We start from the raw sequence: 25,048 nt of genomic DNA on the forward strand, positions 1-25,048 counted from the left end.
GTGTGGAAGGCGTCCCTCAACGGTGCCCGGCGGCGTGACGAGCACCCCGCCGTGCCGCTGACCGCCGCCGAGTTGGCCGCCGACGCGGTCCGCTGTGCCGCGCTGGGGGTGGCGGCGGTGCACGTCCATCCCCGCGACGCCGACGGTGCCGAGTCGCTGTCCCCGTCGGTGATCGCCGAGGCGGTGACCGCGATCCGCACCGCCCGGCCGGGGCTGCCGGTGGGGGTGAGCACCGGCGCGTGGATCGCACCCGACCCGGCCGACCGGGTCGCCGCCGTCCGCGCCTGGTCGGTGCTGCCCGACTTCGCCTCGGTCAACGCCCACGAGGACGGTGCCGGGGCGGTCGCGGCGGCCCTGCACGAGCGGGGCGTGCTGGTCGAGGCCGGCCTCTGGACGGTCGACGCGGTCCGCGCCTGGCGGGGCTGGCGGGTGCCGGCCGGTCGGGTCCTGGTCGAGTGCCTGGCCGACGAGCCGGACCGGGCGCTGGCCGATGCCGCCGACATGCTCGCCCGCCTCGCCCCCGGTGATCCTCCGGTGCTGCTGCACGGCGAGGGGCCGGCCACCTGGCCGGTGCTCTTCGAGGCGGTCCGCCGGGGGCTGGACACCCGGATCGGCCTGGAGGACACCCTGCACCTGCCGGACGGCTCACCGGCCCCCGACAATGCCGCCCTGGCGGGTTGCGCCCGCGCGCTGGGGGCCCGCTGACCCGACCGGGTCCGACCCCGCCACCGCGAACCTTTGGGTTTTTTGTAGCGCCGTGTCCGGACTCGGATCACCGCTGGGTGACGTTGTCAACTCTCTCCGTTCGGGGGGTTTGATCATGAGTTCTTGACCGAACGGCCTTCCGCGACCTAGCCTCGCCATACAGGCTCACTTTGCCCGACCAAGCGCAGGCTAAGCGCACAACATAGATCGCGTAACAGAACCGCATCACTTTGGCCAGCTCCACCGGCCTTGACGGTCCCTCCGGACAGCCGGTCCGGAGCCGACCCGACAACTGCACCCGGCTGTCGGCGATGCCGCATGGGCATCGCCGACGGAGAGCTGTACCCACGGCCAGCCGCTCGGTCGGGCGTCCGGAGCCGCAGAGGTGGCGTGCCCGTCGGCACGGTTCCCCTGCGGCGTAGACGTTTGGGGAGGCGCGACCATGGCTGGTCGGCACAGGGACCGGGGGTCCCCAGGAGGTGGTGGCGCGCACAGTCGCGCCGGCACGGTGTTGCGGCCCACCGGCCCGGGTGACGGGACGCCGGCATGAGCACCTTCGACGTGGTGCTCCTGATCGTCGTCGGGCTCCTCGCCGCCGTCGTGGTCGGCGTGGTCCTGGTCGGCGTACGGGCGCTGCGCCGGATCGGCACCGCCCCCGCCCCGGACGATCCCGCCTTCATCGCGGAGAAGGACCGGCAGGAACAGTCGCTGGCCGCGCTGCGCAGCGCCGCCGACGAGGTGAACAGCACCATCGACGTGGCGAAGTCCGCCGCCTCGGCGGCGCGGGCCGAGGCGGCCGGCGCCAAGGCGGAGGCGAAGTCGGCCCGGGCGGAGGCCCGGCGGGTTCTCGACGACGCCCGCGCCGAGGCGGACACCGTCCTGGAACGGGCCCACAAGCAGGCCGAGGCGGACGCCGAGCAGCTCCGGGCCGCCGCCCGGCGCAGCGGTGAGCGTGAGGTGGCGGTGCTCGCCGCGACGACGCGGGAGCAGGCGGCCGAGGTGGAACGCCGGGCCGCCCGGATGGACGAGCGGGAGCGGCTGCACACCGAGGAGGTGGAGCGGCTGGCCGAGCGGGAGCGGCAGCTCACCGCCGCCAGCGCCGCGCTGGCCGAGCGGGAGGCAGCGGTCACCGCCCGGGAGGCCGCCCTGACGGTGGCCGAGGAGCAGCGTCGGCGGGAGTTGGAACGTGTCGCCGGGCTCACCGCCGAGTCGGCCCGGACGGAGCTGATCGAGGCGATCGAGACGCAGGCGAAGCGGGAGGCGGCGCTGCTGGTGCGGGACATCGAGTCCGACGCCCGCACCACCGCCGAGCAGCGTGCCCGGCACATCGTGGTGGACGCCATCCAGCGGGTGGCCAGCGAGCAGACCGCGGAGAGCGTGGTCAGCGTGCTGCACCTGCCGGGGGACGAGATGAAGGGGCGGATCATCGGCCGGGAGGGGCGCAACATCCGCGCCTTCGAGTCGGTGACCGGGGTCAACCTGATCATCGACGACACCCCGGAGGCGGTGCTGCTGTCCTGCTTCGACCCGGTGCGCCGGGAGGTCGGCCGGCTCACCCTGGAGAAGCTGGTCCTCGACGGGCGGATCCACCCGCACCGGATCGAGGAGGTGCACGACCTGGCCCGGCAGGAGGTGGAGGAGCTGTGCCACCGGGCCGCCGAGGACGCCCTGGTCGAGGTGGGCATCACCGAGATCCACCCCGAGCTGGTCACCCTGCTCGGCCGGCTGCGCTACCGCACGTCGTACGGGCAGAACGTGCTCAAGCACCTGGTGGAGACCGCGCACATCGCCGGGATCATGGCCGCCGAGCTGCGGTTGGACGTGCCGACGATCAAGCGGTCGGCGTTCCTGCACGACATCGGCAAGGCGCTCACCCACGAGGTGGAGGGCAGCCACGCCATCATCGGCGCCGACCTGGCCCGTAAGTACGGCGAGAGCGAGGACGTGGTGCACGCCATCGAGGCGCACCACAACGAGGTGCCGCCGCAGACCATCGAGGCGGTCCTCACCCAGGCTTCCGATGCCTGCTCGGGCGGGCGGCCGGGGGCCCGGCGGGAGAGCCTGGAGGCGTACGTCAAGCGGCTGGAGCGGATCGAGGAGATCGCGGCCGGCAAGCTCGGCGTGGAGAAGGTCTTCGCGATGCAGGCGGGCCGGGAGATCCGGGTGATGGTCAAGCCGGACGACGTCGACGACATCGGCGCGGCGGTGCTGGCCCGGGACGTGGCCAAGCAGATCGAGGAGGAGCTGACCTACCCGGGGCAGATCCGGGTGACCGTGGTCCGCGAGTCCCGGGTCACCGAGATCGCCCGCTGACCACCGCACGACGCGACGAGGGCCGGCCCGGATCTCCGGGCCGGCCCTCGTCCGGTGTTCGGGGGTGGGTCAGTTGCCTGCTGCGCCGCCTCCGCCGCCCCCGCCCTCGGCCTGGGAGACGAGCGCGGTGGCCGGGGCCTGCGGGGCCGGCGTGCCGGCCGACTTACGGCCCCGGGAGAGGCGCCGCTGAACGAACTGGGCCAGCTTCGACAGCGAGTAGTTGGCCAGGATGAACAGCGCGGCGATCACCACGTAGACCTGGATCGGGTTGTCCAGTACGCCGATGATCTGCTTGCCGATGTTGAGGGTTTCCTCGTAGCTGATGATGAAGCCCAGCGAGGTGTCCTTGAGCACCACGACGAGCTGGCTGATCAGCGCCGGCAGCATGATCCGGAACGCCTGGGGGAGCAGGATCATCCGGGTGGTCTGCGCGGGGGAGAGGCCGATCGCGGCGGCGGCCTCGGCCTGCCCGCCGGGCAGCCCCTCCATGCCGGAGCGCAGGATCTCGGCGATGACCACGGAGTTGTAGACGGTCAGGCCGATGACCAGGTACCACAGCGAGTCGAAGGAGATGCCGAACTCGGGGAAGCCCCGGGCCACGAAGAAGATGGTGAGCACCACCGGCAGGCCCCGGAACACCTCGACGCAGACCCGGGTGACCGCCGAGAGGGTGACGCTCAGCCCGCGCAGCAGGTAGGCCACCGGGGTGGCCATCCCGGTGAAGCGCCGCCGGGTGAGGCTCTTGAGCTGGATGCGCAGCACCGCGAGCAGGGTGCCGACCACCAGCGAGGCGACGATGGCCAGCGCGGCGGCGGTCAGGGTGTTCTTCAGGCCGAAGCCGATCCGGTCCCACACCTGGGAGAAGTTCTCGTTGGAGGGGTCGACCAGCGGCCCCCACAGTTCCATCGAGAACTGGCCCTTGTCGTCCAGCGGGCGGTAGATCAGAAGGTACGCGCCGACGGCCAGCAGCACGGTGGCGACGATGCTGCTGATCAGGGTGATCCGGCGCTGGCGCGGGCCGGGGACGTCGTACAGGACGCTGGTCTGCTGACTCATCGGGCCACCGCCTGTCGCTTCTCCAGCCGGTCGAGCAGTGCGCCGAGCGGCACGGTCATGATCAGGTAGCCGATCGAGATGCCGATGGCGACCGGGATGAAGGCGTAGCCCTCGGCGGAGGTGAGCTGGTCGGCGGTCTGGGACAGGTCGCCGACCACGCCGAAGAAGCCGATCAGCGCCGAGTTCTTGATCATCGCGATGATCACCGAGCCGAGCGGCACCACCGACGCCTTCCAGGACTGCGGCAGCACCACGTGCCGCAGGTTCTGGCCGAAGGTCAGGCCGAGCGACCGGGCCGCCTCGGCCTGGCCCGGCGGCACCGCGTTGACCCCGGAGCGCAGCGCCTCGCAGACGAACGCGGCGGTATAGAGCACCAGGGCGATCAGCGCGAAGCGGAAGTACGGCAGGTCGGTGCCGAGCCGGGAGAAGAGCGAATCCAGTACGGGGACACGCAGGAAGTCGGCGTTGGAGCCGAGCGCCGGCAGGCCGAAGGCGGCGAAGAACATCACCACGGTCAACGGCATGTTCCGGAAGACGTTCACGTAGGCGGTGCCGACGGCGCGCAGCGGCGGCACCGGCGAGATGCGCAGCACCGCCACGACGGCGCCCAGGACCAGGGCACCGATCGCGGCGAGGACGCAGATCTGGAGGGTGAGCCAGAAACCACCCGCGAAGACGTCGAACTTGTCGATGAGCACACTCACGGGTCGGTGTTCCTCCCCACCCTCCAGATCGAGGTCAGATCAGTAACGGTTGACGGTGGGCGCGCTGCCCAGCTCCGCGCCGAACTTGCCGGCGGTGTCGTCCCACGCCTTCTTCCAGCTGCCGTCGTTGAACGCCTTCTCCAGCGTGTCGTTGACGAAGTTGCGGAAGTCGTTGTCCTCCTTCTTCACCCCGATGCCGTACGGCTCCTTGGTGAAGTTCTCGCCGGCCAGCTTGAACGACGCCTCGTCCTTGGCGACGTACCCGAGCAGGATCACGTTGTCGGTGGTGACAGCGTTGACCTGGCCGCCCTTGAGGGCGTCGCGGCACTTGTCGTAGGTGTCGAAGAGCACCAGCTGGGTGGCGACGTCCTTGACGTACTTCTTGATCTCCTCGGCCGGGGTGGACCCGGTCACCGAGCAGACCTTCTTGGTGCCGTCCTTGAAGGAGTCCGGCCCGGTGATGGTGGTGTCGTCCTTCTTGACCAGGATGTTCTGGCCGGCCTCGTAGTACGGGCCCGCGAAGGCGATCCGCTCCTTGCGCTTGTCGTTGATCGTGTAGGTCGCCGCGACCAGGTCGACGGTGCCGTTGACGATGACGTCCTCACGGACCTTCGACGGCGTCTCGACGTACTCGATCTTGTCCTCGGGGATGCCCAGCTCCTTGACGATGAGCTTGGCGATCTCGACGTCGAAGCCCTCCGGCTTGCCCGACAGGCCCTTCTGGCCGAAGCCGGGCTGGTCGAACTTGGTGCCGACCTTGATCTTCTGCGCCTTGTTGAGCTTCTCCATGGTGCTGCCGGCGGCGAAGGACTTGCTGCCGGCGCCGGTGCCCTCGTCGGCGTCGTCGCCACCGCAGGCGGCCAGGCCGAGCGCCAGAGTAGCCGCCGCGGCGACTGCCGCCACGCGCTTCATACGCATACTGATCTCCTTCTTCGTCGGAATGCACCGGTGACCGGCGCGCTCCACTACGGACGCCTAGTGCGTGAGGATCTTGGAGAGGAAGTCCCGGGCCCGCTCGCTGCGCGGGTTGGCGAAGAACTCCGTCGGCGGGGCGTCCTCGACGAGCTGCCCGTCGGCCATGAAGATCACCCGGTTGGCGGCGTGCCGGGCGAAGCCCATCTCGTGCGTCACCACCACCATGGTCATGCCCTCACTCGCCAGCGAGGTCATCACGTCGAGCACCTCGCCGACCATCTCCGGGTCCAGCGCGCTGGTCGGCTCGTCGAAGAGCATCGCCTTGGGCTGCATGGCCAGCGCGCGGGCGATCGCTGCCCGCTGCTGCTGGCCGCCGGAGAGCTGGGCCGGGTACTTGTCGGCCTGGTTGGCGATGCCGACCCGGTCGAGCAGGGCCAGGCCGCGCTCGCGGGCGGCGGCCGGCTTCTCCTTGCGGACCTTGACCGGCCCGAGGGTGACGTTCTCCAGGATGGTCTTGTGGGCGAAGAGGTTGAACGACTGGAAGACCATGCCGACCTCGCTGCGCAGCTTCGCCAACGCCTTGCCCTCGGCCGGCAGCGGCCGGCCGTCGAAGGTGATCGTCCCGTCGTTGATCGGCTCCAGCCGGTTGATCGTCCGACAGAGCGTCGACTTGCCCGACCCGGACGGCCCGATCACCACCACGACCTCGCCCTTGCCCACCGAGAGTGACACGTCGTCGAGCACGTGCAGGGGGCCGAACCACTTGTTGACCTTGTCCAGCACGATCAGCGGTTCGCCGGTCGCCACGTCGTCCACCGTCCCTGTCGTCGTACCGGAAAGCGGGGTCGGTCGACCCCCGGTTGGGCCACTGTAGGCGGGGCGACGTGGCGGATCGCAACTCAACGGGTCACGGAGAGGTAACACCGGTGTCGGGTGTGCGCCGACGTCCGAATTCCGTCACCCCGACGGGCCGTCAGGTGGCGGCGCGGCGGGGTGACGGAGATCATGGGGGGATGACCGACCGGGTCCGCCTGACCGAGTACGCGCGTGGTGGCGGCTGCGCCTGCAAGATCCCACCGGGGGAGCTGGAGGCGATGGTCGCCGGGCTGGGGCCGGCCACCGGCACCGCCGAGCTGCTGGTCGGCCTGGACCACGGCGACGACGCCGCGGTGGTTCGGCTGGACGGGCGGACCGGCCTGGTCACCACCGCCGACTTCTTCACCCCGGTCGTCGACGACGCCTACGACTGGGGGCGGATCGCCGCCGCGAACGCCCTGTCCGACGTGTACGCCATGGGCGGCACCCCGCTGGTCGCCATCAACCTGCTCTGCTGGCCCCGGGACACCCTCCCGCTGGAACTGGCCCGGGAGGTGCTGCGCGGCGGGCAGGACGTGGCCCGGGAAGCCGGCTGCCATCTGGCCGGCGGGCACAGCGTCGACGACGACGGCCCCAAGTACGGGCTGGCCGTGACCGGGCTGGTCCGCCCCGACGAGCTGATCACCCTGGACGCCGGCCGGGCCGGGCTGCCGCTGTCGCTGACCAAGCCGCTCGGCGTCGGGGTGCTGAACACCAGGCACAAGGCCACCGGCGAGGTCTCCGCCGAGGCGGTGGCGTCGATGACCACGCTCAACCGGGACGCGGCCCGCGCCGCCGTCGCGGCCGGCATCCGCTGCGGCACCGACGTGACCGGTTTCGGGCTGCTCGGGCACGCCTCGAAGCTGGCCCGCGCCAGTGGCCTGACGGTGGCGATCGACGCCGCCCGGGTGCCCTACCTGCCCGGTGCCCGGGAGGCGGTGCGCGACGGGCACGTCAGTGGCGGCACCCGGCGCAACCTGGACTGGGTGGGCCCGTGGACCGGGTTCGGGTCGACCGGTGAGGCCGACCGGCTGCTGCTGGCCGACGCGCAGACCTCCGGCGGGCTGCTGCTGGCCGGCGAGGTGCCCGGGGCGACGGTGATCGGCGAGCTGCTGCCCCGGGGTGGGTCGATGGTCGTCGTCCGCTGACCCGCCCGCCGCGCGGCGGCGACGCGCCGACAGGGCTGGGCAGCCCGGCCCGGCCGGGGCACCGTACCCGATAAACTGTCATTTTCCCGCTACTCGGCGCAGCGGAGCGTCAGGAAATTTTGCCCGGAATGGTCACAGACCGGTAACTTGCCCCCGGCTGAGGTCAAATGCCCCCCACCATCGTCAGTAAGGCCCGATCCGGAGGCCGGTGGGACGAACGCAGCGAGGAGGCGGCATGACCGAGCTGTGGAACTGGAGAATCGACCGGGCCGCACCCGTGGAGGTGTACCCGGCGCTGGCCGAGGCGCTCGGCCGGGTGGTGATGCCCCTGGCCGTGGCGGACCCGGCCCGGCTGCCCACGTACGCGGTGATCTGCGACGTCTGGGAGGCCCCGGGGGAGTTCGGGACGATCGTCGACTGCTACGGCGTACCCGAGTCGTTGCACGAGTTGAGCGCGGTCGCCGCGCTGGCCCGGCTGCTCGACCGGGACTGCCTGCTGGCCGACGACACCCTCGACGCCGGCCGGCACCTGCTGGTCGCCCCGGGTGGCACGATCCGCCCGGTGCACTTCGAGGTCACCGAGACCGACGACGGCGAGGTGCTCTCCGCCCGCCGGCTCTGCACCCTGGCGCACCCGGGCTGCCGGGGCTGGTCGCGGTGCTGCCGGTCGCGCTGGGCACCGGACTCGGTCAACCCGGCCCTCGCCGCCGCCTGACCGCCCCGCCCGACCCGGGCCCCTCGCTGCGGTCCGGTCCGGTCCGGGCCGGTGCGCCGGGGTCAGGGGGCGGTCGGGCGGGCGCCCCGGACCTGCAACTGGTCCAGCAGGGTCGCGGTGGCGGCGGTCACCGCCTGCACCGCCGCCTCGAACGCCGCCGCGTTGTGCGCCGCCGGGGCCCGGAAACCGGACACCTTCCGGACGTACTGCAACGCCGCCGCCTCGATGTCGGCCGGCGTGACCGTCGGGGCGTACGGCTCGCGCAGGGTCTTGATGCTCCGGCACATGGTTCCTCCTCGTCGGGGTCTTCCCGGTCGGCCCGGGTCGGTCGGCCCGGATACGCTGTGCACGTCATGACTACCGCAGCCGCGGGCAGCCCGCGCACCTACCAGGTGCGCACGTACGGCTGCCAGATGAACGTGCACGACTCCGAGCGCATCTCCGGCCTGCTCGAACAGGCCGGTTACGTGCGGGTCGCCGACGCCGACGACAACCCGGACGTGGTGGTGTTCAACACCTGCGCCGTCCGGGAGAACGCCGACAACCGGCTCTACGGCAACCTCGGTCACCTGCGCCCCGTGAAGGACAGGCACCCGGGGATGCAGATCGCCGTCGGCGGCTGCCTGGCCCAGAAGGACCGCGGCGACATCGTCCGCAAGGCCCCCTGGGTGGACGTGGTGTTCGGCACGCACAACATCGGCTCGCTGCCGGTGCTGCTGGAACGGGCCCGGCACAACACCGCCGCCGAGGTGGAGATCCTCGAATCCCTCGACGTCTTCCCGTCCACCCTGCCGACCCGGCGCGAGTCGACGTACGCCGGCTGGGTGTCGATCTCGGTGGGCTGCAACAACACCTGCACGTTCTGCATCGTGCCCGCCCTGCGCGGCAAGGAGAAGGACCGCCGCCCCGGTGACGTCCTCGCCGAGGTGCGCGCCCTGGTCGCCGAGGGGGTGCTGGAGGTGACCCTGCTCGGGCAGAACGTCAACTCCTACGGCGTCGAGTTCGGCGACCGGTACGCCTTCGGCAAGCTGCTGCGCGCGACAGGTGAGATCGACGGGTTGGAGCGGGTCCGGTTCACCAGCCCGCACCCGAAGGACTTCACCGACGACGTGATCGCCGCGATGGCCGAGACCCCGAACGTCTGCCACTCGCTGCACATGCCGCTGCAGTCCGGCTCGGACGACGTGCTGAAGGCGATGCGCCGTTCGTACCGGTCGGAGAAGTACCTCGGCATCATCGAGAAGGTCCGTGCGGCGATGCCCGACGCGGCGATCACCACCGACATCATCGTCGGCTTCCCCGGCGAGACGGAGGCGGACTTCGAGCAGACCCTCGACGTGGTCCGCGCGGCCCGCTTCTCGTCGGCGTTCACCTTCCAGTACTCGAAGCGCCCCGGCACCCCGGCCGCGACCATGGACGGCCAACTGCCCAAGCAGGTCGTGCAGGAACGCTACGAGCGGCTGATCGCCTGCGTCGAGGAGATCACCTGGGCGGAGAACCGCAGGCTGGTCGGCGAGACCGTCGAGGTGCTGGTGGCCGTCGGCGAGGGCCGCAAGGACGACCGCACCGGCCGGCTCTCCGGTCGGGCCCGCGACGGCCGCCTGGTGCACTTCGCCACCGGCGCGCCCGGTGGGCCGGGCGCGGCCGGCACCGTCCGGCCGGGCGACATCGTGCACACCACCGTCACCTACGCCGCCCCGCACCACCTCAACGCCGACGGCGCGCCGCTGGCACACCGGCGTACCCGGGCCGGTGACGCCGCCGAGGCGGGCCGCGCCCCGCGTACCCCCGGGGTGTTGCTCGGGTTGCCCACGGTCGGCGCGCCGGCCGCGCCGCCCGCGCCGACGACCGGCTGCGCCGCGCACTGACCCCCCGGCCGGGGCCCGCCACCGGCGGACCCCGACCGGTGCGCGGTCAGACCGAGATCCGGCCCGCGCCGGCGCCCGCCGTCACGATGGACTTCACGCTGCTCGCGCTGTCCAGGGTGTACGGGTACGGGATGCCGGCGACGCTGCCGCCGGTCTGCCCGGCGGGCGAGTTGACGAAGTGGTTGTTGCGGGCCACCAGGCTGCCCGGCCCGGAGTCGGCCTCGCCGAGGTGGTAGGTGTCCTTGACGTTCTCGAAGTAGTTGCCCTCGACGAGCACCCCGGCGCTCATCGTGGAGGCCACGCCGTAGCCGGCGTTGTTGTAGTAGTAGTTGTTGTAGACGTGCACCGGGTTGCCGAAGCGGACCCGGGGGTTGCGCTGCTTGCTGCCGTCGTACCAGTTGTGGTGGTAGGTCACCCGCAGGTGGCCGATGTCCTGGCTGCCGTTGTCGTCGCTGTGCCCGAGCAGCATCGTCTTGTCGTGGCTGTAGACCCGGTTCCAGGAGACGGTGACGAAGTCCGAGCCGCGCTTGATGTCGACGGTGCCGTCGTAGCCGTTGCTGAAGGTGTTGTGGTCGATCCAGATGTTGGTGGCCGAACTCTCCACGTTGATCGCGTCGTCGCTCCAGTTGCGGAACGTCAGGTTCCGGATGATGACGTTACGGTCGCCGTTGACGGTGAAGCCGCAGCCGACGATCGTCGCTCCGGCGTTGCCGAGCACCGTCTTGTTGGAGCGGACCCGCAGCATGCCCGAGCAGTTGATGGTGCCGGAGACCCGGATCACCGCCGCGCCGGTGGCGTTCAACGCGCTGGTCAGCGCCGAGGCGGTGGAGACGGTCGTCGCGCCCGCGCTGCCGCCGCCGGTGGTGCCGCCGTTCTGGGTGGCCCAGCCGACCAGGCCGGTCTGCGGCACGCTGGGCGGCGGGGTGGTCGCCGGCGGGGTGGTCGGCGGGGGTGTGGCCGACGGCGGGGTGGTCGGCGCACCGGTGGGGGCGGTGCTTCCGGTGCAGGTCACCCCGTTGAGGGTGAAGCTGGTCGGTGCCGGGTTGCTGGAGTTGTTCCAGGTGCCGTTGAAGCCGAACGAGACACTGCCGCCGGTCGGCACGCTCCCGTTGTAGCTGACGTTGGTGGCGGTCACCGTGCTGCCGCTCTGGGCCACGGTGGCGTTCCAGGCGTCACTGACCGTCTGCCCGGCCGAGTACGACCAGCGCAGGCTCCAGCTCGACAGCGGGTCGCCGAGGTTGGTGACGGTGACGTTGCCGGTGAAGCCGCCCTGCCACTGCCCGCCGAGGGTGTAGCTGACCGCGCAGCCGGTGGCGGCGTGGGCGGCGACGGCGGTGAGCGTGCCGGTGGCGAGGAGGGCGACGGTGGTGGCGGCGATCAGCGTCGTACGACGCCGAGGTGTGCGCATGCTGCGTCCCTTTCGGGTGGGACAGGCGGCCGTCGACGGGGGAGCCGCCGGTGGGTGCCGCGCCCGTGGGCACCGGTGACTCGCCGCGTTCGCCGATCGGCCCCTGCCGGGGGGTCAGGTCGGTACGAGGTGGCTCCCGTGTGGTGCGCCCGCAGCCCGGACAAGCGCTTTCCCGAGCAAAGCATAGACAGTCGCAGATGTAAATCGGCGGGCCGGCTGCCGCCCCGACGGTGCCGGACCGGCCGGCGGGCCACCTGTCGACGGACGAGTCGACAGGCGGCCCGCCGGGTGCGGACGGGACCGGCTCAGCAGGCGGTGCCCTTGAGCTTCACCGAGGCCGGCGCGGCGGCCGTACCGTTGGCGGTGAAGCCCACGGTGACCGACGCGCCCGCCGCCAGCGACGGCGCGTAGCTCGGCCCGGCGGCGGTCACCGTCGTGCCGGACTGGGTGACCGTGGCGTTCCACCCGTTGACCAGGGTGACCCCGGACGGCCAGGTCCAGGTCACCGACCACGGGTTGACCGCCGCCGAGCTGGTGTTCTTGACGGTCAGCTCGCCCTGGAAGCCACCCTGCCAGGCGTTGACCTGCTTGTAGGTGGCGGTGCACCCACCGGACGCCGGCGGCGTGGTGGTGGGCGGCGGGGGCGTCGTGGTGGGCGGCGGCGCGGTGGTGGTCGGCGGCACCGGGGTGGTCGTCGGCGGCTTCGGCGTCGGGGTGCCCGTCGGGTCGGCCCCACCGGCCACCGGCGCGATCAGGTACGGCTGGAGGATCGCCTGCTTGGCGGTGTTGATGTTGGTCCAGTCGTCCAGCGCGATGCCACCCGTGTCACCCGAGTTCGGGTTCCACGACCAGTAGGTGAAGGACATCCCGTTCACGCCGGTGCCGGTGTAGGCCATCAGCTTCTCCAGCCACACCTTGTCCCGGGGGTCGGCCAGGGTGCTGCCGAACTCGCCCATCATGATCGGGGCGATGTTCTGCTTGTAGAGGTAACCCCAGTAGCGGTCCCAGACCGCCGGCAGGTTCGCCGGGAAGTCGGCCGCCTTGAACCACTCCTGCTCGTAGACGCTGGTGGCGTACTCGTGCGGCGAGTAGACCAGCCGGTTCGCCACGTTCAGCCGGACCGGGAACTGCCCGGCCTTGGACAGGTTGCCACCCCACCAGCCGCAGTCCTCGTCGTTGCTGGTGTCGTTGTCCCAGACGTTCGACAGGCCGCCGCTGGGGCAGCTCACCCCCTCCACGAAGATCAGCCAGTTCGGCTGCACCCCGAGGATCGCGTTGCCCGCCCGCTCGGCGGCCAGCCGCCAGTCCCGGGTGGTGTCGCCGCAGCCCCAGCAGGCGCCGGTCGCGGCCGGGTTGGTGCCCTCGGCGTGCGGCTCGTTGTGCAGGTCCGCGCCGATCACCGTGGTGTTGCCGGCGTACCGCTGGGCCAGCATCTTCCAGTCGTTGAGCCAGGTCGCCTCGGAGACCGTCGAGGTGTACCAGAGCGGCGACTGACCGGCCGACGTCGGCCGGTGCCGGTCCAGGATGACCCGCATGCCCTTGCTGCCGGCGTAGTCGATCACCTTGTCGAGGATCTGCAACGGGGAGAGCCCGATCAGGTCCGGGTTGACGAAGTCGTTGATCCCGGTGGCGGTCGCGCCCGGCTTGACCGAGTCGTTCGAGTACGGGATGCGCAGCGTGTTGTAGCCCAGGCTGGCCATCTTGTCGAGTTGCCCACGCCACGGGTTGTTCGACCACAGGCCGTGGAACGTGCGGTTGTCGGTCTCCATGCCGAACCAGTTGATGCCGGTCAACCGGACCGTCGCGCCGGTGCTGTCGACGATCTTGTTGCCACTGGTGTGCAGGTAGCCGGTGCCGGTGCCGCCGACGGCGGCGGCGGCCGGGGTGGTGCTGACGGCGGCGGCGACGAACACGCCGGCCGCAGCGGTGGCGAGCGCGGTGAGCGCGGCGCCGAGAATGCGGGGTCGGTACATGCGGGCTCCACTTCGGATGCCCGGCGTCGCCACGGCGACGCGGGCGGAAAACCGGGGGAAACGCCGGCCGCCGCCGTCCGTCCCGCTGGTTTCGGGATACGCGGACAGTGCGCGACGTGCCGGGTCACGTGGACACGGCCACCCGCTGCGGTGCACCGGCGACTCCCGACGACGGTGTCCGTCGTCGGTGCCCTCGCGCCGGTGGAATCGACCTGGCTCTGCCGCCCATTCTGATCAGCCCGTCTCGATGCGTCAACAACCGGTGCCGGCGGCCCGTCCGGGCAGGCCACTCCCGGTCGACCGCCGTACCGCCCGCAGACACGCGCGAGCCCCCGGTCCCACGCGGGGACCGGGGGCTCGCGGAGCGCTCCGCTCAGCCTGCCCGTGCGTCGGGCCGGGGTCAGCCGGCCTGTTCGGCGAGCTGGAGGAACTGCCGCTTGGAGGCGAGCGCCTGCTCGGCCTCCTTGACCCGGCGGGCGTCCCCGGCGGCCTGGGCGCGGGCGAGCCGCTCCTCGGCCTCGGTGACCTGCGCCCGCATCTGGGCGAGCAGCGGGTTGTCCTCCTTGGTGGTCCGCCGCCAGGCCGAGTCCATCACCTCGCGGACCTTGTCGTCGATGGCACGCAGCCGCCGCTCCAGGCCGGCGGCGGCCTCCCGGGGCACCCGGCCCGCCTCGTGCCACTGGGCCTGGATCTCGCGCAGCTTCGCCTGGGCACCCTTCGGGTCGCCGTCGACGTCCAGCGCCTCGGCCTCGACCAGCAGCGCCTGCTTGCGCTCCAGGTTGGCCCGCTGCTCGTTGTCCCGGGCCGAGAAGACCTCACTGCGCCGGCTGAAGAAGGCGTCCTGGGCGGCGCGGAACCGTTCCCAGAGCTTCTGCTCCGACTCCTTGGAGGCGCGCGGGGCGGCCTTCCACTGGTTCATCAGCTCCTTGAGCTGGTTGGCGGTGGCCGCCCAGTCGGTGGAGTCGGAGAGCTTCTCGGCCTCGGCGACCAGCTCCTCCTTGACCGTGTGCGCCTGCTTGCGCTGCTGGTCGAGGGATGCGAAGTGGGCGCCCCGACGCCTGGTGAAGCCGTCCCGGGCGGCGGCGAACCGCTTCCACAGCTCACCGTCGGTCTTCTTGTCGACCCCCCGGATGGTCTTCCACTCGTCGAGGATCTCCTTGAGCCGGTCGCCGGCGGTCTTCCAGCCGGTCGACTCGGCGGCCAGCTTCTCGGCCTCCTCGACCAGGGCGGTCTTGCGGGCGAGCGCCTCACCCCGGGCGGCCTCCCGGGCGGCGCGGGCCTCGCCGGCCTTCTCCTCGGCGAGCACGGCGAGCTTGTCCAGGCGCGCGGCGAGGGCGTCGATGTCCCCCACGACGTGGGCCTCGGCCAGCGAGGCGCGGATCCGCCGGACGGTGCTCAGCGAACCCCCCGCGTCGGCGGCGCCCGAGTTGAGCCGGGCCTCGGTGAGGTCCACCTCGGTGACCAGGTCGGCGAAGCGGCGGGCGAAGTGGGCCAGGCCCTCCTCGGGCGCGCCCGCCTGCCAGGAACCGACCACCCGCTCGCCCTCGCCGGTCTTCACGTACACGGTGCCGTCCGCGTCCACCCGTCCGAAGGCAGTCCAGTCGCTCATGTGCCCATCCTCGTTCTCCCGGCGTCGTCGGGAAACCCCCCGCGATCGCCGCCACGGCGCAGCCAACTTGCTCCCGGCATTGTCACAGGTCCGCCCCCGTCCGCGTCGAGCGCCTGTCTCTGACCGTGACCATACGGTGTCCTAGCACCCACACACAGGCTCCGTGGGGGGAGTGTCGCGATCCGCCGTACGCTGTACGGTAGGCCGTACAGGAAGCTGCCGTCCGCACTGCGGGCGGGCGAGGAGGAGCAGGATGACCCAGTCCCACACCCGGATGACGCCCCCGGCCGACCCCGGGTTCGTGCCCGACGCCGCCGATCTCGCCGAGCTGGACGAGTGGTTCCGCCGGTACGACGCCCTGGCCGAGGCGGGCGACGTGGCCGGCACCGCCGACCTGGCGCTGTTCCCGCTCAACACGGTCACCGACGACGCGACCGGCGAGGGCTCGGCCCGCCAGCTCGACCGGGCGGCCTACCTGGAGATGATGGGCGGCGTCCTCGGCGGCGGGGGCGACCTGCGGATGGAGAGCCGCCGCACGCCCTACTTCCTCACCCGCAGCCTGGCCGTGGTGCTCACCGAGGCCGAGTTCACCCTCGACGGCCAGCGCCAGCGGGTGCGCTACGCCGACCTGCTGGTCCGCACCGGCGGGCAGTGGCGGTTCCAGACCATGGTCCAGGGCGGCTGGGGCGGCCAGACCGACTGACCACCGACGTGCACCGGGGGAGTGGGGTCCACCGCCCCCCGGTGCCCGACCCTGCCGCACCCGGGGCACCGGGGTGGGCGGAGCGGGCGGTGCCCGGCCGCTACCGTTGCCTGGTGCCCCTGGTCGCCGCCGCCGTCTGCCCGCACCCGCCGCTGATCGTGCCCGAGCTGGCCGGGGCCGCCGCGCCCGAGTTGGCGGAGCTGCGCGCCGCCTGCGCCGCCGCCGTCGCCGCCCTCTACGCGGCCGGAGCGGGCACCATCGTGCTGGTCGGTGCCGGCGAGCGCACCGCCGAGCTGAAGCTGCCCCGCCGGGGCAGCTTTGCCCCCTGGGGCCTGCCCCTCACGGTCGGCCTCGGAACACCCCACCCCGACCCCACCGGCGACCCGGCCGGCCCCTCCCCGGTCCGGGCCGCCCCGCCACGGTCCGACCCTGCGCCGCCGGCTGTTTCCCCGCCGGTTGGCGTCGGCCCTGTGCCGCTGCCGGCCGACGACGAGGGGCTGCCGCTGAGTCTCCTGGTCGGGGCATGGTTGGTCGACCGGACCGCCCCGCCGGCCCCGACCGCCTGGCGGCTGGTGAGCGTCGCGTCGGACGAGCCGACCGACCGGTGCGCCGCCCTCGGCGCCCGGCTGGGGGTGGACGGGCCGTGGGCCCTGCTGGTGCTCGGTGACGGGTCGGCCTGCCACGGCCCGAAAGCGCCCGGCTACGACGACCCGCGCGCCGGGGCGTACGACGGGGAGGTTGCCCGTGCCCTGGCCGACGCGGACGCCGAGGCGTTGCTCGGCCTGGACCCGGAGCTGTCGGCGCAGCTGGGGGTCGCCGGCCGGCCGGCCTGGCAGGTGCTGGCCGGGGCGGTCCGAGCGGCCGGCGGAGACTGGCGCGGCGAACTGCGCCACCACGGCGTCCCCTACGGCGTCGGCTACCTGGTGGCCTCCTGGAGACGGACGGAACCGACCGGCCCGGACGGGACACCGGCCGGCGGCACCGGGCCGGCGTCGGCGGGCGGGGTGGCGCGGTGAGCGGCACGGTCGTCGCCGTGGTCGGTCCGACCGCGGCGGGCAAGTCGGCGCTGAGCATCGCCCTGGCGCACGCCCTCGGCGGTGAGGTGGTCAACGCCGACTCGATGCAGCTCTACCGGGGCATGGACATCGGCACCGCCAAACTCACCCCGGCCGAACGGGACGGGGTGCCGCACCACCTGCTGGACATCTGGCCGGTCACCGAGCCGGCCAGCGTCGCCGGGTACCAGCGGCTGGCCCGCGCGGCGGTCGACGACATCCTGGCCCGGGGGCGGGTGCCGCTGCTCGTCGGCGGCTCCGGCCTGTACGTGCGGGCGGTGCTCGAACAGTTCGAGTTCCCCGGCACCGACCCGGCGGTACGCGGACGGCTGGAGGCGGAACTGGCGCAGCTCGGCCCGGCCCCGCTGTACGCCCGGCTGGCCGGGGCGGACCCGGTGGCGGCGGCCGGCATCCTGCCCGGCAACGGCCGACGCATCGTCCGGGCGCTGGAGGTGATCGAGCTGACCGGGGCGCCGTTCACCGCCTCGCTGCCCGACCCGACCCCGTACTACCCGGCGGTGCAGCTCGGCGTCGACCTCGACACCGCACTGCTCGACGAGCGGATCGCGGCGCGGGTCGACCGGATGTGGGCCGACGGGCTGGTCGCCGAGGTCCGCGCGCTGTGCGGGCAGGGCCTGGCCGACGGCCGGACGGCCAGCCGGGCGCTCGGCTACCAGCAGGTGCTGCGGTTCCTGGCCGGGGAGACCGACGAGGCGCAGGCACGGGACGAGACGATCCGGGCCACCCGCCGGTTCGTCCGGCGGCAACGCTCCTGGTTCAGCCGTGACCAGCGCATCCACTGGCTGGACCCGACCGCGCCGACGTTTGTCGAGACTGCCCTGCGGGTGGTCGCCGGGCATCGGCCATGATGGGGGCGTGGAGTTCACCAAGGGTCACGGCACCGGCAACGACTTCGTCATCCTGCCCGACCCGGACGGCACCCTCGACCTGACCCCCGGCCTGGTCGCCGCGCTCTGCGACCGGCGGCGCGGCCTCGGCGGCGACGGCGTGCTGCGGGTGGTCCGGGCGGCGAAACACCCCGACGGGGTCGCCCTCGCCGGTGAGGCCGAGTGGTTCATGGACTACTGGAACTCCGACGGCTCGTTCGCCGAGATGTGCGGCAACGGGGCCCGGGTCTTCGTCCGCTACCTGCTGGCCTCCGGGCTGGCCGCCCCGGCCGGCGGAACCCTGCCGGTGGCGACCCGCGCCGGCCTGGTGCGGGCCCGGGTCGACGGCGACACCATCGCCGTCGAGATGCGCCGCCCCCGGCTGTACGACGCCTCGCGCGCCGTCCTCGGCGGGCTGACCCTGCCCGGCACGGCGGTGGACGTCGGCAACCCGCACCTGGTCTGCGCCCTGCCGGCCGGTGTCGACCTGGCCGACCTGGACCTGACCCGCGCACCCGAATTCGACCCCCGGGTCTTCCCGCACGGGGTGAACGTCGAGTTCACCACCCCCGCCGACCCGGTCGACGGCACCGACGGCCATGTGCTGATGCGGGTCTACGAGCGCGGCTCGGCCGAGACCCTGTCCTGCGGCACCGGCGCCTGCGCGGTCGCCGCCGTGGCGCTGCGCGACGCCGCCCGGGACACCGGCGTCGTGGCGGTTGACCTCCCCGGCGGCCGGCTCACGGTCACGGTGACCGCCGACTCCTGCTGGCTCGCCGGCCCCGCCGTCCTGGTCGCCACCGGCACCCTCACCCTCCCCTGACCGCCGCCTCCCCGCCCCACCGCGCTCCGCTCTGCCTCGCCCTGCTCTGCGTCGCTCCGCTCCGCCCCGCTTCGGTGATCAAGAGGTTTGCGTCAGAACCGGCGTGGCGGATGACGTAAACCTCTTGATCACCCGGTTCTGACGGGGGTGGTGCGCGGTGATCAAGAGGTTTGCGTCATCGGGTGCGGGCCGGGGTGACGCAAACCTCTTGATCACCGGGGGCAGTTGAAGCTGGGTCGAGCCGGGGCCAGCCGGGGCGGGCCGGCTGGCGGGAGGTAGGGCTCGGAGAGGGAGGGGTCAGGGGGTGGCGCTGGCGGTGGCGGCGATCTCGGGGAGGTCGGCCGGGCCCGGGTCGGCGGCCGGCGGCGGGGTGACGGCCGGGTTCTGGGCGGCGGCCCGGACGGCGGCGGCGACCGCCGGGGCGACCCGGGAGTCGAAGACGCTCGGCACGATCACCGTCGGGTTGATCTTGTCCTCGCCGACCACGTCGGCGATGGCCCGGGCCGCCGCGATCGCCATCTCCTCGGTGAACTCCTCGGCGTGCGCGTCGAGCATGCCCCGGAACACCCCCGGGAAGGCGAGCACGTTGTTGATCTGGTTCGGCTGGTCCGAGCGGCCGGTGGCGACGATCGCGGCGTGCTTGCGGGCCTCCCGGGGGTCGACCTCCGGGTCGGGGTTGGCCAGCGCGAAGACGATCGCGTCCTTGGCCATGGTGGCGATGTCGTCACCGGTGAGCAGGTTGGGGGCGCTCACCCCGATGAAGACGTCCGCACCCCGGACCGCGCCGGCCAGGTCGCCGGAGTAGTTCTCCCGGTTGGTGTTCTCGGCCAGCCACTGCCAGGCCGGGTTCAGGTCGGGCAGGTCGCGGTGCAGGGCGCCCTGCCGGTCGTACGCGATGATGTCGCCGACGCCCTGGCGCAGCAGCAGCTTCATGATCGCGGTGCCGGCCGCGCCGGCCCCGGAGACGACCACCCGGACGTCGGCGAGCTGCTTGCCCACGACGCGCAGCGCGTTGGTCAGCGCGGCCAGCACGCAGATCGCGGTGCCGTGCTGGTCGTCGTGGAAGACCGGGATGTCGAGGGCCTCGCGCAGCCGGGCCTCGATCTCGAAGCAGCGCGGCGCGGCGATGTCCTCCAGGTTGATCCCACCGTACGCGGGGGCGATGGCCTTGACGATCGCCACGATCTCGTCGGTGTCCTGGGTGTCGAGGACCACCGGCCAGGCGTCCACCCCGCCGAAGCGCTTGAACAGCGCCGCCTTGCCCTCCATCACCGGCAGCGACGCCGCCGGGCCGAGGTTGCCCAGGCCGAGCACGGCCGAGCCGTCGCTGACCACGGCGACCGTGTTGCGCTTGATGGTGAGCCGCCGGGCGTCGGCCGGGTTGTCGGCGATCGCCTGGCAGACCCGGGCCACCCCCGGCGTGTACGCCCGGGACAGCTCGTCACGGGTGCGCAGCCCGACCTTCGAGTGCACCTCGATCTTGCCGCCGAGGTGTAGCAGGAACGTCCGGTCGGAGACCTTGCGCACGTCCACCCCGTCGAGCGCGGTGAGCGCCTCGACGACCTGGTCGGCGTGGCCGGCGTCGGCGGTGTCGCAGGTGAGGTCGACGATCACGTGGGTCGGGTCGGAGTCGACCACGTCCAGCGCGGTGACGATCGCACCGGCCTCACCCACCGACGTGGTCAGCCGGCCGATCGAGGAGGCGTCCGCGGGGACCGCGATCCGGATCGTGATCGAGAATCCGGCACTCGGCAGTCGGGTGATGGCCACGGAAATACCTCCGTCGTCGCTGGCGGCTCGTCGCCATTTCTACTCGCCCGCCGGGCCACGGCGGCAGCCGCCCCCGTGTTCGGCGACCTGTGCCACGGGCATATAGCTGTCGCGTTCCGCGTTGACCCATGTCAGGATTACTTGGTACATGCACAGAACGGACAGGAGTCGCAGCTTGCGAGACCAGGAGACCCACACCCCCTACTCGGACGACGACCTCGACGCCACGACCGGCGAGTACGAGCTGTCGGAGCGGCAGGCGTTGCGGCGGGTCCCCGGCCTCTCCACCGAGCTGACCGACATCACCGAGGTCGAGTACCGCCAGCTCCGGCTGGAGCGGGTCGTCCTCGTCGGCGTCTGGACCGAGGGCACCCAGAACGACGCCGACAATTCGCTGACCGAGCTGGCCGCCCTGGCCGAGACCGCCGGTTCACAGGTGCTCGAAGGGCTCATCCAGCGCCGCAGCCGCCCCGACCCGGCCACCTACGTCGGCCGGGGCAAGGTCGACGACCTGACCGGCGTGGTGCTCGCCACCGGCGCCGACACGGTGATCTGCGACGGTGAGCTGTCCCCGTCCCAGCTGCGGAACCTGGAACAGCGCACCAAGGTCAAGGTCGTCGACCGCACCGCGCTGATCCTCGACATCTTCGCCCAGCACGCCAAGAGCAAGGAGGGCAAGGCGCAGGTCGAGCTGGCCCAGCTCGAATACCTGCTGCCCCGGCTGCGTGGTTGGGGTGAGACGCTCTCCCGGCAGACGGGTGGTTCCGGGCGGGGTGGCGGCGCCGGCGGCGGCGTGGGTCTGCGCGGCCCCGGTGAGACCAAGCTGGAGACCGACCGGCGGCGCATCCGGCACCGCATCGCCCGGCTGCGCCGGGAGATCAAGGGCATGAAGACGGTACGCCAGACCAAGCGTGCCCGCCGTTCCCGCAACGCCGTTCCCGCCGTGGCCATCGCCGGTTACACCAACGCCGGCAAGTCGAGCCTGCTCAACCGGCTCACCGGCGCGGGCGTGCTGGTGGAGAACGCACTCTTCGCCACCCTGGACCCGACCACCCGCCGGGCCACCACCTCGGACGGGCGGCTCTACACGCTCTCCGACACGGTGGGTTTCGTCCGGCACCTGCCGCACCAGATCGTCGAGGCGTTCCGCTCGACGCTGGAGGAGGTCGCCGAGGCCGACCTGGTGGTGCACGTGGTCGACGGCACCCACCCCGATCCGGAGGAGCAGGTCCGCGCGGTCCGCGAGGTGCTCTCCGAGGTCGGTGCCGACCGGCTGCCCGAGCTGCTGGTGGTCAACAAGACCGACGCCGCCGACGAGGAGACCCTGCTGCGGCTCAAGCGGCTCTGGCCGGACGCGGTCTTCGTCTCCGCGCACAGCGGACGCGGCATCGACGGGCTGCGCGAGGTGATCGAGCAGCGGCTGCCCCGCCCGGCGGTGGAGGTCCGCGCGATCCTGCCGTACGACCGGGGTGACCTGGTGGCCCGGCTGCACCGGCAGGGCGAGGTGCTCAGCACCTCCCACCTGCCCGAGGGCACGCTCCTGCACGTTCGGGTGGGGGAGGCGCTGGCCGCCGAGCTGACGCCGTTCGTGGCGGCGGGTGACCCGGCGGTGGCCGGCAGTCGGTGAGCGCTCCGGTGTGACCTGAGGTTCATCGCGGCATGCGACACTGACGCCATGCGCCGCGCTGTCTCCTCGGTCACGGTTGCCCTCGCCCTGTTCGGCGCGGCCGTGGCACCCGCTGCTGCCGCCGGGGCGGCACCGGTCTCCGCCGTCCCCGCCGGGGTGGCCCCGCCCGTCACCGGCGCGGGGCCGCTGTCCGTCGGGGCGGGTCCGCTCGCTGCGGCAGCGGGCAAGAAGAAGTGCACGATCACCGACGAGCGGCTGCGCGAGGTGTCGGGTCTGGTCGCCACGAAGACCGGCTACATCGTGATCAACGACGGCACCCTCCAGGAGAGCCGCAAGCGGGTCTTCTTCCTGGACACCAAGTGCAAGATCGCCAAGGAGCCGGTGAAGTACTCCGGCGACGGCCCGTTCGACACCGAGGACCTGGCCCTCTCGCCCGACGGCAAGACCCTCTGGATCGCCGACACCGGCGACAACGTCACCAGCAGGGAACGGCGTACCCGGGTCGCGGTCTGGACGATGCCGGTCACCGGCTCCAAGCAGCCGGTGCTGCACCGGCTGTCCTACCCGGAACGTAAGCCGCACGACGCCGAGGCGCTGCTGATCGGCGCGGACGGCCTGCCCCTGGTGATCACCAAGGTGCCCAGCGGCAAGGCGGAGATCTTCACCCCGGAGTCGAAGCTCGACCCCGACGGCAACGCCGAGCCGGTGCCGATGAAGAAGGTCGGCGAGATCACGCTGCCCAAGACCACCACCGACAACCCGCTGAACATCATCGGCCGGGTGGCGATCACCGGGGCGGCCCGCTCGCCCGACGGCAGCCGGGTGGTGTTGCGCACCTACGCCGACGCCTTCGAGTACGACGTCAGCGGCGACGACATCGTGGCCGCCCTGACCACGGGCAAGCCCCGGGTCACCCCGCTGGCCGACCCGTTCGGCGAGGCCATCTCGTACACCCCCGACGGCACCGGGTTCGTCACCGTCTCCGACGGTGGGGAACTCGCCCCGGAGGACCCGATCGACATCCTCGGCTACACGCCGTCGACCAAGGGCGCCGAGACGATCGAGGGCGCGGCGGGGGCCAAGCCGGCGGCCGAGAAGTCCTGGTACGACAACCTCAGCCTGGACCAGATCACCTATCTGATCGGTGCGGTCGGCGTGATCGGTGCGCTCCTGGTCGGGGCCGGCATCGTCGGGATCGTCAGGTCCCGGCGGCGGGCCGCGACGGCCGGCGACGACCCGGTCGACCAGGACGACGACGTGTTCACCTCCGGTGCGGTCTCCCGGGCCGAGGGGCTGTCGGCCGCCGACGGTCCGCACGCTGCCGACCCGGTCGCGGACCGGCCGCGCGGCGGCGGTGTCTACGGTGCTCCGGCGGCGGCCGGCGGCGCGCCCGCCCGCCCGGCCGGCGGCGCGGTCTACGGCGGCGGCCGGCCCCCGGCCGGGTCCGGTGCGGTTCCCGCCGGCCGTCCCGGTGCTGGCCCACCGCCGTCCGGCGGCCGACCGGCGGGTGGCGGTGTGTACGGCGGCGGTCGTCCCGCCGGCGGTGGGGTCTACGGTGCCGCCCCGGCGGGCGGTCCGGCGGGCAACGGCGCTTCTCCGCGCGGCGGCGCGCCCCACGGGGCCCCGTCCGGCGGCGCGTCCCGGGGCGGTCCGCCCGCAGCGGACCCGCGCGGCGGTGCTCCCGCCGGTGGGCGTGGTGGTGCCCCGGCCGGTGGCCGGGGTGGCCCGCCGCCGGACGGGCGCGGCGCTGCCCCGGCCGGTGGCCGTGGCGGCGCGCCTGCGGGTGGTCGTGGCGGTGGTGGCGGTGTCTACGGCGGCGGGCGGGCCGAGCCGCCGCGCCGGGAGGCCGGCCCGCGCGAGCCGCGCTCCGGCCCGCGCGAGCCGCGCTCCGGCCCGCGCCGCGACGGCCACGACGACCGGCGCGGCGGCCAGTACGGCCCGCCGCCCGGCCGCAGCGGCGAACGCTACTGACGCCCCGGCGGCGCACCTTCCGACGACACCTGACCGGCCGCCCTCCCCGGGGAAGGACGGCCGGTCAGGGCACGGTGCAGATCCGGCGGAGCCCGGCGGTCAGATCCGGCGGAGCACGGCGACGACCCGGCCCATGATGGTGGCGTCGTCACCCGGGATCGGATCGAAGGCCGGGTTCTGCGGCATCAGCCAGACGTGGCCGTCGCGCCGCCGGTAGGTCTTGACGGTCGCCTCGCCGTCGAGCATGGCGGCCACGATGTCGCCGGCCTCGGCGATCGGCTGCTGCCGGACGACCACCCAGTCGCCGTCGCAGATCGCCGCGTCGAGCATCGAGTCGCCCTTGACCTGGAGCATGAAGACCTCGCCCTCACCCACCAACTCGCGGGGGAGCGGGAAGACGTCCTCCACCGCCTGCTCGGCGAGGATCGGCCCACCGGCGGCGATCCGGCCCAGCATCGGCACGTACGCCGGGGTGGGGCGTTGGGCGCGGCTCAGCTCGTCGTCGGCGTCACCGCCGGGGGCGCGCACGTCCACCGCCCGGGGCCGGTTGGGGTCGCGCCGCAGGAAGCCCTTCTTCTCCAGCTCCTTGAGCTGGTAGGCGACGCTCGACGGGGAGACCAGGCCGACGGCCTCACCGATCTCGCGGACGCTCGGCGGGTAGCCGTGCCGCTCCACCCAGCTGCGGATGAACTCCAGGATGCGGCGCTGCCGGGCGGTCAGGTCGGTGGCGGTCGGGTCGGGGAAGCCGCTGACCACCGGCGTGACCGGGCGGACGGCCGGCTGGCCGGTACGGCTGCGGGCGGCGCGGGGACGCCGACTGGCCGGGGAACCCGCCTCGGCGATCGGCTGCGGGTTCTTCTGCCGGCTGGCCCGGTCCTCGGTCACGTCCGTCCTCCCTGGTCGGCGCTGGGTGCCTTGGCGGCTCGTGGTGCGTGCGGGGGTG

21 protein-coding genes are annotated in these 25,048 nt (G+C 72.9%); 11 read left to right on the forward strand and 10 right to left on the reverse strand.

Annotated features, from left to right (window positions below; translation table 11 throughout):
• Complete coding sequence (locus FJK98_RS08115; RefSeq protein WP_145918472.1) at positions 1-705, forward strand: 3-keto-5-aminohexanoate cleavage protein; 705 nt, start codon at positions 1-3, stop codon at positions 703-705.
• Between the two features lie 546 nt (positions 706-1,251).
• Positions 1,252-3,018: a ribonuclease Y gene (rny, locus tag FJK98_RS08120; protein WP_145918473.1), complete on the forward strand. Its 1,767-nt coding sequence runs from the start codon at positions 1,252-1,254 to the stop codon at positions 3,016-3,018.
• Between the two features lie 69 nt (positions 3,019-3,087).
• Here rny and FJK98_RS08125 read toward each other — a convergent pair whose 3' ends face one another.
• The 4 genes from FJK98_RS08125 to FJK98_RS08140 are packed head-to-tail and all read right to left on the reverse strand — an operon-like array spanning position 3,088 to position 6,509.
• A complete protein-coding gene (locus tag FJK98_RS08125; RefSeq protein ID WP_145918474.1) occupies positions 3,088-4,074 on the reverse strand; it encodes an amino acid ABC transporter permease in 987 nt (328 codons plus the stop codon).
• Positions 4,071-4,778: an amino acid ABC transporter permease gene (locus FJK98_RS08130; protein ID WP_145918475.1), complete on the reverse strand. Its 708-nt coding sequence runs from the start codon at positions 4,776-4,778 to the stop codon at positions 4,071-4,073. The genes FJK98_RS08125 and FJK98_RS08130 overlap by 4 nt, the downstream gene beginning before the upstream one ends.
• Positions 4,779-4,817: 39 nt before the next feature.
• The gene (locus tag FJK98_RS08135) at positions 4,818-5,696 is read right to left on the reverse strand and encodes a glutamate ABC transporter substrate-binding protein (protein WP_145918476.1); all 879 of its coding nucleotides are present in this window, start codon (positions 5,694-5,696) and stop codon (positions 4,818-4,820) included.
• Between the two features lie 57 nt (positions 5,697-5,753).
• Complete coding sequence (locus FJK98_RS08140; protein ID WP_145918477.1) at positions 5,754-6,509, reverse strand: amino acid ABC transporter ATP-binding protein; 756 nt, start codon at positions 6,507-6,509, stop codon at positions 5,754-5,756.
• Positions 6,510-6,706: 197 nt separating this feature from the next.
• Between FJK98_RS08140 and selD the strand changes: the two genes are divergently transcribed.
• Both selD and FJK98_RS08150 read left to right on the forward strand, forming a co-directional pair.
• Positions 6,707-7,696: a selenide, water dikinase SelD gene (selD, locus tag FJK98_RS08145; RefSeq protein WP_145918478.1), complete on the forward strand. Its 990-nt coding sequence runs from the start codon at positions 6,707-6,709 to the stop codon at positions 7,694-7,696.
• A gap of 235 nt (positions 7,697-7,931) precedes the next feature.
• The gene (locus FJK98_RS08150; protein ID WP_145918479.1) at positions 7,932-8,411 is read left to right on the forward strand and encodes a hypothetical protein; all 480 of its coding nucleotides are present in this window, start codon (positions 7,932-7,934) and stop codon (positions 8,409-8,411) included.
• A gap of 62 nt (positions 8,412-8,473) precedes the next feature.
• Here FJK98_RS08150 and FJK98_RS08155 read toward each other — a convergent pair whose 3' ends face one another.
• Positions 8,474-8,698: a DUF2277 family protein gene (locus tag FJK98_RS08155; RefSeq protein WP_145918480.1), complete on the reverse strand. Its 225-nt coding sequence runs from the start codon at positions 8,696-8,698 to the stop codon at positions 8,474-8,476.
• A gap of 66 nt (positions 8,699-8,764) precedes the next feature.
• Between FJK98_RS08155 and miaB the strand changes: the two genes are divergently transcribed.
• The gene (gene miaB, locus FJK98_RS08160) at positions 8,765-10,279 is read left to right on the forward strand and encodes a tRNA (N6-isopentenyl adenosine(37)-C2)-methylthiotransferase MiaB (RefSeq protein ID WP_145918481.1); all 1,515 of its coding nucleotides are present in this window, start codon (positions 8,765-8,767) and stop codon (positions 10,277-10,279) included.
• A 46-nt stretch (positions 10,280-10,325) separates the two neighbouring features.
• On the opposite strand, the gene FJK98_RS08165 is transcribed toward miaB, so the two are convergent.
• From FJK98_RS08165 to FJK98_RS08175, 3 genes are all read right to left on the reverse strand, one after another.
• A complete protein-coding gene (locus tag FJK98_RS08165) occupies positions 10,326-11,687 on the reverse strand; it encodes a cellulose binding domain-containing protein (protein ID WP_145918482.1) in 1,362 nt (453 codons plus the stop codon).
• A 305-nt stretch (positions 11,688-11,992) separates the two neighbouring features.
• A complete protein-coding gene (locus FJK98_RS08170) occupies positions 11,993-13,660 on the reverse strand; it encodes a cellulase family glycosylhydrolase (RefSeq protein WP_145918483.1) in 1,668 nt (555 codons plus the stop codon).
• 400 nt (positions 13,661-14,060) lie between these two features.
• Positions 14,061-15,269, reverse strand: coding sequence for a DUF349 domain-containing protein (locus FJK98_RS08175; protein WP_145918484.1), 1,209 nt, complete (start codon positions 15,267-15,269; stop codon positions 14,061-14,063).
• 253 nt (positions 15,270-15,522) lie between these two features.
• Here FJK98_RS08175 and FJK98_RS08180 point away from each other — a divergent pair, with 253 nt between their 5' ends.
• The 4 genes from FJK98_RS08180 to dapF all read left to right on the forward strand — a co-directional run bounded on the left by FJK98_RS08180 (position 15,523) and on the right by dapF (position 18,737).
• A complete protein-coding gene (locus FJK98_RS08180; RefSeq protein WP_240762688.1) occupies positions 15,523-15,972 on the forward strand; it encodes a hypothetical protein in 450 nt (149 codons plus the stop codon).
• A gap of 113 nt (positions 15,973-16,085) precedes the next feature.
• Entirely contained in the window at positions 16,086-16,988 is a 903-nt protein-coding gene (locus tag FJK98_RS08185) for a hypothetical protein (RefSeq protein ID WP_145918485.1), read from the forward strand.
• Positions 16,904-17,896, forward strand: a complete 993-nt coding sequence (gene miaA, locus FJK98_RS08190) for a tRNA (adenosine(37)-N6)-dimethylallyltransferase MiaA (protein ID WP_145918486.1) — start codon at positions 16,904-16,906, stop codon at positions 17,894-17,896. Before FJK98_RS08185 ends, miaA begins: the two co-directional genes overlap by 85 nt.
• Positions 17,897-17,903: 7 nt before the next feature.
• Positions 17,904-18,737 carry a diaminopimelate epimerase gene (gene dapF, locus FJK98_RS08195; RefSeq protein ID WP_145918487.1) on the forward strand — a complete coding sequence of 278 codons (834 nt, stop codon included), beginning with the start codon at positions 17,904-17,906 and terminating at the stop codon, positions 18,735-18,737.
• 297 nt (positions 18,738-19,034) lie between these two features.
• Here dapF and FJK98_RS08200 read toward each other — a convergent pair whose 3' ends face one another.
• A complete protein-coding gene (locus FJK98_RS08200) occupies positions 19,035-20,507 on the reverse strand; it encodes an NAD-dependent malic enzyme (protein WP_145918488.1) in 1,473 nt (490 codons plus the stop codon).
• Positions 20,508-20,655: 148 nt separating this feature from the next.
• Between FJK98_RS08200 and hflX the strand changes: the two genes are divergently transcribed.
• The gene (hflX, locus tag FJK98_RS08205) at positions 20,656-22,134 is read left to right on the forward strand and encodes a GTPase HflX (RefSeq protein ID WP_228544725.1); all 1,479 of its coding nucleotides are present in this window, start codon (positions 20,656-20,658) and stop codon (positions 22,132-22,134) included.
• Between the two features lie 48 nt (positions 22,135-22,182).
• Positions 22,183-24,105 (forward strand): hypothetical protein, encoded by a 1,923-nt coding sequence (locus FJK98_RS08210; protein WP_145918490.1) that lies wholly within the window; start codon positions 22,183-22,185, stop codon positions 24,103-24,105.
• A gap of 99 nt (positions 24,106-24,204) precedes the next feature.
• Here the strand turns inward: FJK98_RS08210 and lexA are convergent, their stop codons facing one another.
• Complete coding sequence (gene lexA / locus FJK98_RS08215) at positions 24,205-24,990, reverse strand: transcriptional repressor LexA (RefSeq protein ID WP_145918491.1); 786 nt, start codon at positions 24,988-24,990, stop codon at positions 24,205-24,207.
• Positions 24,991-25,048 lie beyond the last annotated feature (58 nt).

Origin of the sequence: Micromonospora sp. HM134 (genome assembly GCF_007833915.1) — a bacterium.
GTDB lineage: Bacteria > Actinomycetota > Actinomycetes > Mycobacteriales > Micromonosporaceae > Micromonospora > Micromonospora wenchangensis.